The sequence below is a fragment of the Mycobacterium sp. URHB0044 genome, from assembly GCF_000620625.1.
Lineage (GTDB): Bacteria > Actinomycetota > Actinomycetes > Mycobacteriales > Mycobacteriaceae > Mycobacterium.
The window spans coordinates 80,294-94,897 of record NZ_JIAW01000002.1 but is presented as its reverse complement, the minus strand read 5'-3'; the positions used below and the strand labels follow the sequence as shown (position 1 = coordinate 94,897).

Genomic DNA, 14,604 nt, shown 5'->3' with positions numbered 1-14,604 from the left:
CTACAGCGTGGCGGGGCGCAGCACCACCACGGACTTGGTGCGCGACGCCTCGTCGCTCAGCAGCGCGATGACGTCGCCGTCCGGCGCGGCCGCCGCGTAGATGCCGTCGATGCCTGCAGGCCGCAGTGCCCGACCGTGCCGCGCCGACTCGGCTTCATCGGCGGTGAGGTCGCGACGCGGGAAGGTCAGCAGGCACGCCTCGTCCAGCGAATGGCTCAGACGCGGTGCGTCCGCGAGTTCGTCGAGCGTGTGGGCCTCCCCCAGCCCGAACCGGCCTACGCGGGTGCGCCGCAGTGCGGTGAGATGCCCACCGACACCGAGTATTTCGCCGACGTCGCGAGCGAGCGCCCGGATGTAGGTGCCCGACGAGCAGTCCACCTCGACGTCGACGTCGATCAGCCCATCGGGAACCTCGTGGGGTCGGCGGGTCGCCAGCACCTCGAAGCGGTCGATCCGCACCCGTCGCGCGGCCAGTTCGACCGTCTTGCCCTCGCGGGCGAGTTTGTACGCGCGCTGCCCGTCCACCTTGATGGCGCTGACCGACGACGGCACCTGCTCGATGTCGCCGCGCAGGCGCGAAACGGCCGCACCGATGGCGGCATCCGTCACGTCCGCTGCCGAAACCGATTGCAGCAGTTCACCTTCGGCATCCTCGGTGGAGGTGCTCTGCCCCAGCCGGATGGTGGCCGCATACGACTTGTCGGTCGTGGTGAGCAAGCCGAGGATCTTGGTGGCCCGCTCGATGCCCACCACCAGCACGCCCGTGGCCATCGGGTCCAGGGTCCCCGCGTGCCCCACCTTGCGGGTGCCGAACAGCCGGCGACAGCGGCCGACGACGTCATGACTGGTCCACCCGGCGGGCTTGTCGACGACGACGATGCCGGGACTGGGGTTGGTACTCACAACACGATCGCCGTCAGCGCCAGACCGTCGCGCACCGACCAGCGCCCGGTCAGCGAGGTCAACGGCGGCCCCGACTCGGCGGCCGGATCGATGAGAATCGCCGAGGTGAACGTGCCTGCGTCTGAAGAACCATCGACCGTAAAGGTGATGTGCGCATCCTCGAAGCCCAGCCACCGGTGTGTCAGTGGAAACCAGGCCTTGTACGTCGCCTCCTTGGCGCAGAACAGAATTCGATCCCAGTGCAGGCTGGCAGGCAATCCCGCGAGCTCGGCACGTTCTGCGGGCAGGCTGATGGCCGGCAACACACCCTTGGGCAGCACGTCATGGGGTTCGGCGTCGATGCCGATCGTGCGGACTTCGGCCCGGCGGCCCACCACCGCGCCGCGGAAGCCTTCACAGTGCGTCAAGCTGCCGACCACGCCGTCCGGCCAGCACGGCTCGCCCTTGTCCCCCTTCAGAATCGGCACCGGCGGCAGCCCCAGTTCGCCGAGCGCCTGGCGTGCACAATAGCGCACGGTGACGAATTCGTTGCGCCGCTTGGCCACCGAGCGGGCGATCAGCGGTTCCTCCTCGGGCAGCGGCGCCAGATCGGGTGGGTCGTCGTAGAGTTCGGCCGCCGCCACCTGATCGGGCAGCACCCCGCCGAGCAACTTGTTGCTGCTCATCACCTGGCCTGCCGGTCCCTGATTCGCGCCTGCATCTTCTCCGCATGGCCGCGCATCTCGTCGGTGAGCTCGAAGTGGCCGCCGAACTCGTTGAGATAGCCGGGCGGATACTTCGGGTCCGGCAGGATCTGACGCATCCATCGATACGGCTTGCGGCGCCGCCACTCTCGCGGATAGCCGACCGACACCTCTTCGAACCGCACGCCGTCATACCACGTGGTCCGCGGTATGTGCAGGTGGCCGTAGACCGAGCAGATCGCGTTGTAGCGGGTGTGCCAGTCGGCGGTGGCGGTGGTGCCACACCACAGGGCGAACTCCTTGTAGAACATCGCCTCACACGGTTCGCGCACCATCGGGAAGTGGTTCACCAGAACGGTCGGCGTCATCCAGTCCAGGTCCTCCAGCCGCTTGCGGGTCTGGGTGATCCGGTCGCGGCACCATGCGTCGCGGGTGGCGTAGGGCTCGGCGGACAGCAGGAACTCGTCGGTGCCCACCACGTTGCGCTCGCGGGCCAACGCCAAACCCTCGGCCTTGGTGGCCGTGCCCTCCGGCAGGAACGAGTAGTCGTAGAGCAGGAACATCGGCACGATGGTCGCCGGTCCGCCCTCCTCGGTCCACACCGGGAACGGATGCTCGGGCGTGACGATGCCCATCTCGTCGCACATGTTGACCAGGTAGTCGTAGCGTGCCCGGCCGAAGATCTGCATCGGGTCCTTGCCGGTGGTCCACAGTTCGTGGTTTCCGGGCACCCAGATCACCTTGGCGAAGCGCTTGCGCAGCAGGTCCAGGGACCATCTGATTTCATCGGTGCGCTCGGCGACGTCGCCGGCGACGATCAGCCAGTCGTCGGGCGATGCCGGATGAAGCGACTCGGTGACAGGCTTGTTGCCGGTGTGACCGATGTGAAGGTCGCTGATCGCCCAGAGGGTTGGGTGCCGATGTTCCAGAGACACAACTGCCGAGCCTACTGGCGCGGGCGCGCCGAGCCACCGCGGCAACTAGAACATGTTCTTCTTTCCCCTTCGGGTCGGGCGTCGCGACTTGTACACTCCCCCGGAATGCCCAACAAGCGCGAAGGAGTGTGATGGCAGCCAAATTGCGCTTGCTGTCGGCAATGTGTGCGCTGGTCGCGGCAGTGATCGTCGTCTGGCAGACCAACCCCGTCGCCGCGCCGGACAACGGCGCCGTGCAGCTTCGGTCCACGTCAGCGCCCATGAGCGACGTCTCCACCACCATCAAGTGGCCCGTGATCGAGACGGTCAACCCCTCGCCGTTCGACGCGTGCAAGGACATCCCGTACGACGTCATCACGCGACTCGGCCTGGCGTTCACGCCGCCGCAACCCGAGGACGGGCTGCGCTGCCACTTCGACGCCGGCAATTACCAGATGGCCGTAGAAGCTTTCGTCTGGCGAACCTATGAGCAGACGATCCCCGCGGACGCCGTCGAACTGGACATCGGCGGGCACCGCGCCGCGCAGTACTGGATCATGAAGCCCACGGACTGGAACAACCGTTGGTGGATCACCTGCATGATCGCGTTCGACACCAGCTACGGCGTGATTCAGCAGTCGGTGTTCTACTCGCCGATCTACGACGCCGACAACGTGGACTGCCTGGCGACCAACCTGCAGCGAGCGCACGAACTGGCGCCGTACTACAAGTTCTAGTCGCGCTCGATCTGATCCATCGGAATCGACCGTTCGAGCATGCCGTAGGACTGCTCCCCGTCCCAGCTGTACCGCACACCCGCCTGCTGCAGCGCCGGGAACGTCCAGTTCGCCATCTTGGCCAACTGATCGGCGGGAACCTGACTGGGGTCGGTGATGTCGTGGGTAGAGATCACCGTCTCCCCTTCGATCCGCACGATGCCGTCCGTAGTCTCGAGCACGACGGAGACGTCTTCGCCGAGCGGTTGCAGCCGTCGCAGCCATGGGGCCTCGATGACGCGTGCCGGAATCAGGTCGCCGCCGCCATCCGAATCGCCGAGGTACAGGTAGCCCTCGTTGAAGGTCGGCTGCCCGTCGGGGCGCGGCGGATAGGCGATGTAGCCGAACCCCCTCCCGCTTCCGAACAGCGCCGATTGCCAGCAGTGCCCCCAGAATCCCTCGAGCTTGCGGACACCCTGCCGACGGATGCGTAGGCCACTACCGGTGAACGAGTGGTTCGCGCCACCGACCTGTAGTGATCCGGTTGCGCGGAACAGTTGTTCGTAGCGGGGACCGCCCATCAGGTCGCCTTCGACCGACTTCTGCAGCCTTGACCCGGACTCCGCATCGAGCGAGCCCTGCACCCACGGTGGCGCCGCCAATTCCGCTTCGACGTCGAACCGGACGTGCACCGACGGGCCGTCCTTGCGACCCGCGGCCAGGTCAGCCGACGAGGTCTGAATCGCCATGCCGTCGAACGCCATTGTCCAGGTATCAAATTCACGCACGCACGCGAATGTCAGCGGTCCAGCACCTAGCACCGTCGGCCGCCCGTCGGGGCCCGCGGTGGGCCGGCTCGGCGCATCCTCGCGCAGGCGGAACACCCTGCCGTCCGGGAAGGCCACGTTGACCTGAATCGAGTGGTCCTCCCAGCTAGCGGCGACCGCCTCGATGCCGATTCGGGGTAGCCCCAACGCACCGCGGTCGTCGAATACCCAAAAGCTCACCGAATCCCGCATTTCAGGATTGGCGGGTCGCTCGGCGAACATCAGTTCCCGCCGCGGATCGATGCCGCCCGTCAGATCGATTGCCATGTATGCGATGTCACCCTTCCGGTGTCTCGTGCCGTCCAGCGTCGTGAGTGTTCGACGTAGTTTGCGAACCGGGGACGGATCTGGTCGACGTCCAGGCCGAAGTCCTGTGCGTCGGCCTTCGGCTTCGGCTCCCGAGTCTGGGCGTTCTGGGCCCACCAGGTCCGCATGCCCGCTTCGAACTGGTGGGTGACCGGCACGCCGAGCCACGCGTACAGAGCGCGCACCTCGGCCACCGGATCGGCGACCATCGCGCGGAAGTCGATGTCGAAGAACCGGTGATCGGCACCGCCGTCACGGAACTCGACCGCCCGGTCCATCCCGACCGACCACTGGTGGACGTTCAACTCACCGAGGTAGCGGCGGTCGAGGTGATCGGTGAATCCGCCGACGATGTCGGCATAGACGTCGGTTACCGAAAGCAACACGTCGGTTGGATCGCGGTGCGTCATGACGAAGCGGGCGTCCGGGAACGCCTTGTCGAGGTAACTCAGCGACAACACGTGCGACGGAGATTTGAGTCGCCACGGCCTCGTGGGCTGACCCCACTGCAGCAGCTTCAGCACGCGCCGCTGGTAGGCATAGGTCGAGTTGAAGTCGGCCCGCTCGACGAGCCACTCCGAATACGTCGGGATTTGGGCGTAGGCCTGGAAGATCTGCGACGTGAAGTCCAGAGCCATCAGGTCGAGGCATTCCATCGGACCATCGGGGTCCTGCGGGACGTGGTGACGGCTGCCCGCCATAACCTCCGCGACGCCGGGCGGTATGCGCGGGTCCGCTCCCAGGACGGTCGACGGCGGTGGGCAGGGCTGCGCCGCCTCCCAAGAGCGCAGGTACCGGACGTCCGCATCCTGAGCGAGAAGGAACGACAGGGCTGTGGACCCGGTCCGCGGCAGACCGAGCCCGAAGAGCGGCATGTCAACCGGCTCGTCGTCGATCTCGGGGTGACGCCGGTACCAGTTCTCGACCTGAAGCCGCTGCCGCAAGTGCAGCACGATGCGCGGGTAGACGTAGGCCTCGCCGCGCGCGTTGAGGCGGGCCTCATCGTCCAGCGCCTTGAGCAAGATCTCGAACCCCTCGCGAAACGAGTCTGCCCCGAAGTCATCGAGACCCGTCTGCGCAATGGCGGTCTGCAACAACTCACTCGGTGATGCCACGGTGCACCTCCACTGTAATTAGAGACAGTAGACTGTCACCAATATGAATGAACCGTCAAGAGGGACAGGGATGCGGCGCGCCTACGACAGTCCGGCGCGCCGCCATCAGGCCGCGCAGACCCGGGACCGCATCGTGACGGCGGGCGCGGACCTCGCCCACGGCTTCGCCAGCTGGGACTGGCGAGATCTGACGTTCCGCGCCGTCGCGGAACGCGCAGGGGTTGGCGAGCGGACCGTCTACCGCCATTTCCCCACCGAGCGCCATCTGCACGACGCCGTCATGCAGCGATTGGAGGACGACGCCGGCATTTCGTACGAGGACGTCGACTTGGAGAATCTCGCCGAGGTGACCAGCCGGGTGTTCGCCTCGCTGCAACGGTTTACGGTTGCCGAAACACTCCGCACCCCTGGCGATCCGACGTTCGCCGGGGTCGACGAGCGCCGCAAGGACGCGCTGCTGCGGGCGGTGTCGGCGGCGACACCGCGCTGGTCCGAGGTCCAGCGCCACGCCGTGGCGGGACTGCTCGACGTGTTGTGGAACCTGCCGACCTACGAACGTCTCGTTGGACCGTGGAACGTGCCCGCGACCGACGCCACCACCGCAATCACCTGGCTGATTGCGAGGGTGTTGGCAACCATCACCGACGACGATCCACCACCACTTGGACAGTGATCCGACCGAGGATCGCCGCCCCAGTAGCCTTTTCGCGTGACCGCGACATTCACTCGGCCGACGTCCTCGTCCGCGCGCACGCGGATCCGCCGCTACACAGGCCGCGCCATCAGCCGTCTACTTCGGCTGCCGCCTCCGACCACCGAATACACCGTGGAGCGCGGGCTGCGGGTGCCGATGCGCGACGGGGTCGAGCTCATTGCCGACCACTACGTGCCGGCAACACCCACACCGTCGGGCACGCTGTTGGTCCGCGGCCCCTACGGCCGCACCTACCCCTTCTCCAGCCTGTTCGGCGCCGTCTACGCCGCTCGCGGCTATCACGTGGTGATCCAAAGCGTGCGTGGCACGTTCGGCTCCGGTGGGGAGTTCGTGCCGATCGTGCACGAGGCCGAGGACGGCGCCGACACGGTCGCCTGGCTACGGGAACAGACGTGGTTCACCGGCTCGTTCGCCACCATCGGGTTGTCCTATCTCGGCTGGACCCAGTGGGCGCTGCTGCAGGACCCGCCACCGGAGCTGACGGCGGCGGTCATCGTCGTCGGCCCGCACGACTTCAGCGCATCCTCCTGGGGTACCGGCTCCTTCTCGCTGAACGACTTCCTCGGCTGGGCCGACCTGGTCACCCACCAGGAAGAACCCCGCGGCTTGCAGGCACTCATCCGGCAGGTGCGGGCACAGCGGCTGGTGAAGGACGCCGCGAACGGCCTGCCCATGGGCGAGGCGGGGCGCCGGCTGCTCGGCGCGGGCGCACCGTGGTACGAGTCCTGGCTCGAGCATCCGGACCCGGACGACCCGTTCTGGACGGCGTTTCGGGCAGCCGAAGCGCTCGACCGCGTACGGATTCCGGTGCTGTTGACCAGCGGGTGGCAAGACCTGTTCCTCGACCAGACGCTCGCCCAGTATCGGCACCTGCGGCAGCGCGACGTGCCCGTCGCGCTGACGGTTGGCCCCTGGCCGCACAGCGAGATGATGACCAAGGGCGCACCAACCGTCATCCGCGAATCGCTGGACTGGCTGGGCACGCATCTGGCCGGCAGCCACTCCACGTCGCGCAGCCCCGTGCGGATCCACGTCAACGGGCGGGGGTGGACCGACCTGCCAGACTGGCCACCCTCGATGCCCGAGGAAACGCTGTACCTGCGGCCAGGCGGCAGCCTCGGCGACACACCGCCGGAGGAGACGGCGCGGCCGTCGCGCTTCACCTACGACCCGGCGGACCCGACACCGACCGTCGGCGGACGGCTGCTCTCGAGGGAGGCCGGCTACCGCGACGACAGTGCGCTGTCGCGACGCGCCGACGTCCTCGGCTTCACCGGTGGCGCGCTCGCGACGGACCTGTACGTCGCCGGAAGCCCGGTCATCGAGTTGGCGCACTCCTGCGACAACCCCTTCAACGACCTGTTCGTCCGGATCAGCGAGGTCGACGCCAAGGGCCGCTCCCGCAATGTCACCGATGGATTCCTCAGGCTCACAACCGATTCCGGCCTGGTTCGCATCGAGCTCGACGCGGTCGCGCACCGCTTTCCCGCGGGTTCGCGCATCCGGGTCCTGGTCGCGGGCGGCTCGCACCCGCGGTTCGCGCGCAACCTGGGCACCGACGAGCCTCCCGTCACCGGGCGCCGCCTGGTGCCTGCCACCCACACCGTCCACCATGGTGATGGCGGCCTGTCTCGGCTGCTGCTGCCCGCCGGTCCGCGTCCTCCGTCAGCCGACTGAGCGACGGACGCGCTCGACGACCTCGGCAAGCGTCGCGTCGTCGTGCACCGGCTGCGCCCACTGCGGCGTCACCGGCAACTGCACCCAACTCGTGCAACCCGCGTATTCGGGTTGCCTTGGCAGCCGCAACGGTTCGGTGAGCGGTCGAGCCTGCACCACCAGCACCGTGAGGCGATGCTTGGGCCGGAAGTCCAGTCGGTCGGTGCGCACCGACTCGGCGGTCCAGATGTGGGCGTCGGAGATCTCGTCCAGCCCGTCGGGGCGGTTGACCGCCACCGCGGCAACCACTTTCGCGCCCGCCCGAATCACCAGCTCGTCCTCGGTGCTATCGGGGGCCGCCGCGTCCAGCAGCTCGAGGTGTTCGGGGCGCACCCGTTCGGCGTGCCCGTGCGCAATGGTCGGGAAGAAGACGAACTCCGGCGATTCCAGAGCGAAGCGCTTCTCGTGGATGCCGCCCTTGCGCAGCAGCACGGTCTGACGACCGTCGAGCATCGCGTGCACGGCCGCGCTCCACTCCTTGAGCGCGGGCGTGCTCACTTCGCCGCGAGGCGGGCCCGAACCTCGGGACGACGCAACGGCGGAACCGTCTTCGGCGGCTGCCGTCGCGGCGGCAGTTGGGACAGCAGACGGGTCGTCGTCGCGGTCACCTCGGCGACCGCGGCTTCGAAGGCGTCGGCGTTGGCGGCGGTCGGGCGGGTGATGCCGCTGACCTTGCGGACGTACTGGCGCGAAGCGGCCTCGATCTCCTCGGCGGTCGCCGAGGGTTCTAGACCGCGCAACTCGGTGATGTTCCGGCACATGCTTCAACCATAGGTCGATACGGTGAAGCACATGCCCGCCACCGAAGATGACGTCCTGTTGGTCGACACCACGGACCGCGTCCGCACGTTGACCCTGAACCGCCCACGGGCACGCAATGCGCTCTCCTCCGCATTGCGCACCCGGTTCTATGCGGCGTTGCGGGAGGCCGAGGTGGACGACGGCGTCGACGTGGTCATCGTCACCGGCGCCGACCCGGTGTTCTGCGCCGGCCTGGACCTCAAGGAACTCGGCGACACCACGCAACTTCCCGACATCTCCCCCAAATGGCCCGCCATGGGAACGCCGGTGATCGGCGCGATCAACGGCGCCGCGGTCACCGGCGGCCTGGAAATCGCGTTGTACTGCGACATCCTGATCGCGTCCGAGAACGCCCGCTTCGCCGACACCCATGCCCGCGTCGGCTTGCTGCCCACGTGGGGCCTCTCGGTGCGGCTGCCCCAGAAGGTCGGCGTCGGTCTGGCCCGACGCATGAGCCTCACCGGTGACTATCTGTCCGCCCAGGACGCGCTGCGCGCAGGCCTGGTGACCGAGGTGGTGCCGCACGACGACCTTCTGCCTGCGGCCCGCAAGGTCGCCGCCTCGATCGTCGGCAACAACGCCAAAGCCGTGCGCGCACTGCTGGAGTCCTACCACCGCATCGACGAACAGCAGACCAGCGCCGGGCTATGGATCGAGGCGACGTCGGCCAAGGAGTGGATGAGCGTCGCCACGGGTGACGACATCGCCGCGAACCGATCGGCGGTGTTGGAGCGCGGCCGCGCGCAGGTGCACTGACCGTCGACGTACGGACCCGACGGGGCGGTGCCCGGGCGTAGTCTGCCGCCATGAACGAGGCGCATCAGAAGTGTGGCAGCGACGAGTGGCGCCAGGCCATTCGCGAGGTCATCCTGCCGTGGGCGCTGGGCGACACCGACCTCGGCGACGACGTGCTCGAGGTGGGCCCGGGCTACGGCGCGACCACCGACGTGCTCAGCGTGGCCGTGCCACGTTTGACGTCGGTGGAGATCGACGAGGAACTCGCCGCGATGCTGCGCGAGCGGTTCGCCGACACGCCGACGGTCGAAATCGTCAACGCCGACGCCACCTCGCTCGCCTACCCCGACGAAAGATTCACCGGCGCTGCGTGTTTCACCATGCTGCACCACGTGCCGACGATTGCGTTGCAGGACCGGTTGTTCGGCGAGATCGCGCGGGTGCTGCGGCCGGGCGCGGCGCTGGTGGCAAGCGACAGCCTTGCCAGTGAAGAACTGGCCGCCCACCACGAGGGCGACACCTACAACCCCGTCGACCCCGACTCGCTCCCCGACCGGCTAGCCGCCGCGGGCTTCGAACGAATCGACGTGCGCACCAACCCGTACGGGTGGGCAGTGATCGCGCGCCGCGGCTAACCGGTCCGGGCCTCACCCCGCCAGGGCGGGCAGCACGAGGTCGCGGTAGCGGTCCTTCATCGTGTCGATGACGGCGTATCCATCTGTCCCCCAAACGGTCTCGTTGAAGATCTCGACTTCGACGTCACCGCGGTATCCGCTGGCTCGCACCAGCGCCGCGATCGCGCGGAAGTCGATCACGCCGTCGCCCATCATTCCGCGCGACACGAGTGGGTCCGGCGTCATCGGCGTCAGCCAGTCGCAGATCTGAAAACAACTGATCCGGCCCTGCGCGCCGGCAGCGGCAATTCCCTCGGCCAGCGCAGGATCCCACCACACGTGGAAGGTGTCGACGACGACGCCGACCGTCGCCGCCGGATGCGGCGCCGCCAAGTCGAGCGCCTGGGCCAGCGTCGAGATCACCGCGCGGTCCGCGCAAAACATCGGGTGCAACGGCTCCAGCGCCAACCGCACGTCCCGATCGGCGGCGTAGGGCACCAACTCGGCAAGTCGCTCCGCCAGCCGCGCACGTGCCCCGGCCAGATCGCGATCGGGAATTCCCCCGGCGACGACGACCAACTCCGGCGCACCCAGAGTGGCGGCCTCATCGATCGCACGCCGGTTGTCATCGATGGCCGCCGACGCGTCGTCGACTCCCGTCAGGAAGCCGCCCCTGCACAAGCTGGAGACGCGAAGTCCGCAGTCGCGCACCAGCTTCGCTGCGTTCCCGACGCCTGCTTCGGCAACCCGGTCACGCCACAGCCCGATCGCGGGCAAGCTGGCCGCGGCGGTCGCCTCGACGGCGTCGCGCAACGACCACGACTTCGTCGTCATGGTGTTGAGCGACAGCCTCGAGAACGTGTCGTTCCCGGCGGTCATCAGAGCACTCCGTTGACGGCGAGGAAGCTGCGCATCCGGTGCGTAGCGAGCTCGGGATCGGACAGCAGGCCTGCGCGGTCCGCGAGCACGAAGACCTCACACAGATGACGCACCGAGCGCCCACTGGCCAACCCGCCGACCATCGCGAACCCCGGCTGGTGACCGTTGAGCCAGGACAGGAACGCGATGCCGGTCTTGTAGTAGAAGGTCGGCGCGGCAAACACGTGCCGACCCAAAGCCCGTGTCGAGTCTAGGATTTCGCGAGCGCGCTCGGCGTGGCCGGCGTCGAGTTCCTGCAGGGCCGCAGACGCCGCCGGGTAGATGGCTGCGAAGATTCCCAGCAGTGCGTCGGAGTGCCCGTCGCCGTCACCGACGATCAGTTCGGGGTAGTTGAAGTCGTCACCGGTGTAGAGCCTGACACCGGGGGGAAGAGCGCGGCGCAGAGCCACCTCGTGGTCGGCGTCGAGCAACGACACCTTGACGCCGTCGACCTTGTCCGCGTTCTCCTCGACGAGTTGCACGAACGTCGCGGTGGCAGAGGTGATGTCGGCACCACCCCAGTAGCCCGTGAGGGCCGGGTCGAACATCTCCCCCAGCCAGTGCAGAATCACCGGCCGATCCACCTCCGCGAGCAGAGTGCCGTACACCGACAGATAGTCGGCCGGCGATGCCGCGACGTGCGCCAGCGCCCGCGATGCCATCAGGATCACCTTGGCGCCGGCCTCGCGAACCACGTCGATCTGCGCACGGTAGGCGTCGGTGATGACCGCCAGGCCACGTGTGCCGCCGGGCAGGTCGGCGGCATCGAGGTTGTCCGTCCCGGCGCCGCACGCCAGGAGGCCGGAGACCGTCGCGGCTTCCTGGCCGCTGCGTCGGATCAATTCTCGGGTCGCACCCCAGTCCAGTCCCATGCCCCGCTGCGCGGTGTCCATCGCGTCCGCCACGCCCAGCCCGTACGACCACAGCTCGTGCCGGAAGGCGAGTGTGGCATCCCAGTCCAGGTCGGCGGGAGCACCAGGAGTGTTGTCCCCCAGCACCTTCGGCACGACATGTGCCGCGGCGAACGCGATCCGAGATTCGATGGGCCGGGTGGGCCTGCGCCATGGGCCGGGATCTCCGAGTTCGTAGGTGCGCAGCTCGCCACCGACCGGCAGGGTGAGCGCGGTGGCCGTCGTCGGGGCACTCACAGCACGATCTCCGGCACGGCGATGCGGCGACCTTCGGCCGAGCTCTGCAAGCCCAGGGCAGCGAGTTGCACGCCGCGGGCGGCCGAAAGCAGCCCGAACCGGTGCGGGCGGCCGGCGGCCACGTCCCGCAGGAATTCCTCCCACTGCAGCTTGAACCCGTTGTCGAGATCTGCGTTCGCCGGCACCTCGAGCCATTGGTCGCGGAACTGCTCCGTCGCTGGAAGGTCGGGATTCCACACCGGTTTCGGGGTGTGCGCGCGCTGTTGGGCGACACAGCGCCGCAGGCCGGCGACCGCGGAACCGTGGGTACCGTCGATCTGGAATTCGACGAGTTCGTCGCGGTAGACCCGTACCGCCCAGGACGAGTTGATCTGCGCGACGATGCCGCCGTCGATCTCGAAGATGCCGTATGCCGCGTCGTCGGCGGTGGCGGGATAGGGCTGGCCGGTTTCGTCCCAGCGCGTCGGGATGTGGGTGACGGCGCGAGCCGTTACCGCCTGCACCGGCCCGAGAAGCGCCTCCATCACGTAGTTCCAGTGGCAGAACATGTCGATGGTGATGCCGCCGCCGTCCTCGGCGCGGTAGTTCCAGCTTGGTCGCTGCGCCGCTTGGCCGTCGCCTTCGAACACCCAGTAACCGAATTCCCCGCGCATGGACAGGATGCGCCCGAAGAAGCCCTCATCGACCAGGCGTCGCAGTTTGACGAGCCCCGGCAGATACAGCTTGTCGTGCACCACGCCGGCGACGATGCCGGCGTTCTCCGCCATCCGCGCGAGTTCGACGGCTTCGGTGAGGGTTTCGGCGGTCGGCTTCTCGGTATAGACGTGCTTGCCCGCCTTGATCGCTGCCGAAAGCGCCTCCACCCGCCGCGACGTGACCTGCGCGTCGAAGTAGACGTCGACTGTCGGATCGGCGATGACCGACGCCAGATCGGTCGTCCAGTGCTCGATGCCGTGTTCGGCCGCCAGCTCAGCGAGCTTTTCGGCATTGCGGCCGATGAGGATTGGCTCGACGTAGACCTTCGTGCCGTCCTCTAGCACCAGCCCGGAGTCCCGCAGCGGCAGAATCGAGCGCAGCAGATGCTGGCGGTAGCCCATGCGTCCGGTCACACCGTTCATGGCGATGCGGAGGTTTCGTGTAGGGGAAGCGGAAGCCATCGGGAATTCCTTGTCTAGGTGCCCGCGGAGATCGGCGGGCTAGTGCTGTCGATTGACTGCACCGAAACTTGCTCGGCAGCGAGCAGCCGCGGTGTTAGCACTTCGGAATGCGCATTCCACGCTAAGCTGTGACCGCGTTCCGGTCAACCCCGGGCCTTCGCAGCGCTCTGTCGAACTGCGAAGCAGGCGCGCGACGACGGTTGGAGTGCTGATGGCGGCGGTGACACTGCAGGATGTGGCCGTGCGGGCAGGTGTTTCACAGGCCACGGCGTCGCGCGTGCTCAACGGGTCGAGTCGCATCCCCGGCGAGGGCGTCGCCGACCGGGTCCGCGCGGCCGCCCGCGAGCTGGGGTACGTGCCCAATGCCCAGGCGCAGGCGCTGGCGCGAGCGTCGACCGGACTGCTCGGCCTCATCGTCCATGACATTGCCGATCCGTACTTCTCGTCCATCTCCCGCGGGGTGCAGGCGGCCGCCCGCACGGCGCACAAGCAGGTGCTGCTGGCCAGCACGGACCGTGACTTCGACATCGAACGCCAAGCGGTGAGTACGTTCATCGCCCACCGCGCCGACGCGATCGTGCTCGCCGGTTCGCGCCAGAGCGGACACCTCGACCGCGACCTCGAGGCCGAGTTCGGCGGTTATCGCGCCAACGGCGGCCGCGTGGTGGTCATCGGTCAACCGCTGGCCTTCGGTGGTGCCGTCGAACCGGAAAATCGCTTTGCTGCAAGCGAATTGGCTGACGAACTGGTTGCGGCCGGCCACACTCAGTTTGCGATCATCGGAGGCCCGGGCAACATCCGGACATCGGTGGACCGCCGCAACGGGTTCGTCGAAGCGCTCGGGCGCTGTGGCCTGACCCCGCTGGTGGAGGTCTCCGGCGACTTCACCAGGGACGGGGGCTATTCGGCAGCCAGGCGCCTTGCCGCAGCCCTGCAGTTGGCGCCGGAGAGCGGCGCGGCACCGGTGTGCGTGTTCGCGGTCACCGACGTGATGGCGATCGGCGCCATCGCCGCGTGGAGTGAACTCGGCCTGTCGGTACCCCGCGACGTGTGCGTCGCGGGGTTCGACGACATCCCGACGCTGCGCGACCACACTCCGAGCCTGACGACCGTGGCGCTACCGCTGGAGGAGATCGGCGTGCGGGCCGTCGAACTCGCCCTACGCACCGACGCCGAAGGCGACGGCCTTCGCGTCCGGATCCCAGGGAAGGTGCTACTCCGGGATAGCACGCGCTTGCCCTGACCTGGCCCGCAGCGTCGGAATCGACGACGGCGTTGACAGTGTGCGCTGGGTCACGTTAACCTCGAAATTGCTTCGGAAAGCGCATTCCCAATC

Annotated in this window: 16 protein-coding genes; 6 read left to right on the top strand and 10 right to left on the bottom strand. The window is 67.9% G+C overall.

Annotated elements, in window-relative coordinates; all coding sequences use genetic code 11:
- From truB to N536_RS0104440, 3 genes are read right to left on the bottom strand one after another with little or no spacing between them, the layout of a single operon-like run.
- The gene (gene truB / locus N536_RS0104450; RefSeq protein WP_029112503.1) at nt 1–903 is read right to left on the bottom strand and encodes a tRNA pseudouridine(55) synthase TruB; all 903 of its coding nucleotides are present in this window, start codon (nt 901–903) and stop codon (nt 1–3) included.
- The gene (locus tag N536_RS0104445) at nt 900–1,568 is read right to left on the bottom strand and encodes a 4'-phosphopantetheinyl transferase (protein WP_029112502.1); all 669 of its coding nucleotides are present in this window, start codon (nt 1,566–1,568) and stop codon (nt 900–902) included. The genes truB and N536_RS0104445 overlap by 4 nt, the downstream gene beginning before the upstream one ends.
- Entirely contained in the window at nt 1,568–2,521 is a 954-nt protein-coding gene (locus tag N536_RS0104440; protein WP_029112501.1) for a metallophosphoesterase, read from the bottom strand. The genes N536_RS0104445 and N536_RS0104440 overlap by 1 nt, the downstream gene beginning before the upstream one ends.
- Nucleotides 2,522–2,652: 131 nt before the next feature.
- Between N536_RS0104440 and N536_RS0104435 the strand changes: the two genes are divergently transcribed.
- Entirely contained in the window at nt 2,653–3,237 is a 585-nt protein-coding gene (locus tag N536_RS0104435; RefSeq protein ID WP_029112500.1) for a membrane protein, read from the top strand.
- Here N536_RS0104435 and N536_RS0104430 read toward each other — a convergent pair.
- Nucleotides 3,234–4,310 carry a hypothetical protein gene (locus tag N536_RS0104430; RefSeq protein ID WP_029112499.1) on the bottom strand — a complete coding sequence of 359 codons (1,077 nt, stop codon included), beginning with the start codon at nt 4,308–4,310 and terminating at the stop codon, nt 3,234–3,236. The two genes, N536_RS0104435 and N536_RS0104430, sit on opposite strands and share 4 nt — an antisense overlap.
- Entirely contained in the window at nt 4,295–5,464 is a 1,170-nt protein-coding gene (locus N536_RS0104425; protein ID WP_029112498.1) for a sulfotransferase, read from the bottom strand. The genes N536_RS0104430 and N536_RS0104425 overlap by 16 nt, the downstream gene beginning before the upstream one ends.
- Nucleotides 5,465–5,534: 70 nt before the next feature.
- Between N536_RS0104425 and N536_RS0104420 the strand changes: the two genes are divergently transcribed.
- Both N536_RS0104420 and N536_RS0104415 read left to right on the top strand, forming a co-directional pair.
- Complete coding sequence (locus tag N536_RS0104420) at nt 5,535–6,137, top strand: TetR/AcrR family transcriptional regulator (RefSeq protein ID WP_231514422.1); 603 nt, start codon at nt 5,535–5,537, stop codon at nt 6,135–6,137.
- Nucleotides 6,138–6,173: 36 nt separating this feature from the next.
- The gene (locus tag N536_RS0104415) at nt 6,174–7,856 is read left to right on the top strand and encodes a CocE/NonD family hydrolase (RefSeq protein WP_051574244.1); all 1,683 of its coding nucleotides are present in this window, start codon (nt 6,174–6,176) and stop codon (nt 7,854–7,856) included.
- Here the strand turns inward: N536_RS0104415 and N536_RS0104410 are convergent.
- Together N536_RS0104410 and N536_RS0104405 are read right to left on the bottom strand one after the other, a co-directional pair.
- On the bottom strand, nt 7,845–8,393 hold the full coding sequence (locus N536_RS0104410; protein WP_029112495.1) for a DUF1802 family protein: 549 nt from the start codon (nt 8,391–8,393) through the stop codon (nt 7,845–7,847). The genes N536_RS0104415 and N536_RS0104410 overlap by 12 nt on opposite strands.
- Nucleotides 8,390–8,656 carry a DUF2277 domain-containing protein gene (locus tag N536_RS0104405; RefSeq protein ID WP_029112494.1) on the bottom strand — a complete coding sequence of 89 codons (267 nt, stop codon included), beginning with the start codon at nt 8,654–8,656 and terminating at the stop codon, nt 8,390–8,392. The genes N536_RS0104410 and N536_RS0104405 overlap by 4 nt, the downstream gene beginning before the upstream one ends.
- A 31-nt stretch (nt 8,657–8,687) precedes the next feature.
- On the opposite strand from N536_RS0104405, the gene N536_RS0104400 reads away from it, so the two are divergent.
- Complete coding sequence (locus N536_RS0104400; protein ID WP_029112493.1) at nt 8,688–9,452, top strand: enoyl-CoA hydratase; 765 nt, start codon at nt 8,688–8,690, stop codon at nt 9,450–9,452.
- A gap of 50 nt (nt 9,453–9,502) precedes the next feature.
- Nucleotides 9,503–10,066, top strand: coding sequence for a class I SAM-dependent methyltransferase (locus N536_RS0104395; RefSeq protein WP_029112492.1), 564 nt, complete (start codon nt 9,503–9,505; stop codon nt 10,064–10,066).
- Nucleotides 10,067–10,078: 12 nt separating this feature from the next.
- On the opposite strand, the gene N536_RS0104390 is transcribed toward N536_RS0104395, so the two are convergent.
- The 3 genes from N536_RS0104390 to N536_RS0104380 are packed head-to-tail and all read right to left on the bottom strand — an operon-like array spanning nt 10,079 to nt 13,268.
- A complete protein-coding gene (locus tag N536_RS0104390; protein WP_029112491.1) occupies nt 10,079–10,924 on the bottom strand; it encodes a sugar phosphate isomerase/epimerase in 846 nt (281 codons plus the stop codon).
- Complete coding sequence (locus tag N536_RS0104385) at nt 10,924–12,111, bottom strand: dihydrodipicolinate synthase family protein (protein WP_029112490.1); 1,188 nt, start codon at nt 12,109–12,111, stop codon at nt 10,924–10,926. Before N536_RS0104385 ends, N536_RS0104390 begins: the two co-directional genes overlap by 1 nt.
- A complete protein-coding gene (locus N536_RS0104380) occupies nt 12,108–13,268 on the bottom strand; it encodes a Gfo/Idh/MocA family protein (RefSeq protein WP_029112489.1) in 1,161 nt (386 codons plus the stop codon). The genes N536_RS0104385 and N536_RS0104380 overlap by 4 nt, the downstream gene beginning before the upstream one ends.
- Nucleotides 13,269–13,479: 211 nt before the next feature.
- On the opposite strand from N536_RS0104380, the gene N536_RS0104375 reads away from it, so the two are divergent.
- Complete coding sequence (locus N536_RS0104375; RefSeq protein ID WP_029112488.1) at nt 13,480–14,511, top strand: LacI family DNA-binding transcriptional regulator; 1,032 nt, start codon at nt 13,480–13,482, stop codon at nt 14,509–14,511.
- Nucleotides 14,512–14,604: the final 93 nt, after the last annotated feature.

What these genes read in the sequence shown, in the direction of transcription:
- N536_RS0104430 (WP_029112499.1), bottom strand. Translation starts at nt 4,310, where the DNA reads ATGGCAATCGATCTGACGGGCGGCATCGATCCGCGGCGGGAACTGATG.
- N536_RS0104435 (WP_029112500.1), top strand. Translation starts at nt 2,653, where the DNA reads ATGGCAGCCAAATTGCGCTTGCTGTCGGCAATGTGTGCGCTGGTCGCG.
- N536_RS0104395 (WP_029112492.1), top strand. Translation starts at nt 9,503, where the DNA reads ATGAACGAGGCGCATCAGAAGTGTGGCAGCGACGAGTGGCGCCAGGCC.
- N536_RS0104400 (WP_029112493.1), top strand. Translation starts at nt 8,688, where the DNA reads ATGCCCGCCACCGAAGATGACGTCCTGTTGGTCGACACCACGGACCGC.
- N536_RS0104390 (WP_029112491.1), bottom strand. Translation starts at nt 10,924, where the DNA reads ATGACCGCCGGGAACGACACGTTCTCGAGGCTGTCGCTCAACACCATG.
- N536_RS0104405 (WP_029112494.1), bottom strand. Translation starts at nt 8,656, where the DNA reads ATGTGCCGGAACATCACCGAGTTGCGCGGTCTAGAACCCTCGGCGACC.
- N536_RS0104420 (WP_231514422.1), top strand. Translation starts at nt 5,535, where the DNA reads ATGCGGCGCGCCTACGACAGTCCGGCGCGCCGCCATCAGGCCGCGCAG.
- N536_RS0104380 (WP_029112489.1), bottom strand. Translation starts at nt 13,268, where the DNA reads ATGGCTTCCGCTTCCCCTACACGAAACCTCCGCATCGCCATGAACGGT.
- N536_RS0104375 (WP_029112488.1), top strand. Translation starts at nt 13,480, where the DNA reads ATGGCGGCGGTGACACTGCAGGATGTGGCCGTGCGGGCAGGTGTTTCA.
- N536_RS0104445 (WP_029112502.1), bottom strand. Translation starts at nt 1,568, where the DNA reads ATGAGCAGCAACAAGTTGCTCGGCGGGGTGCTGCCCGATCAGGTGGCG.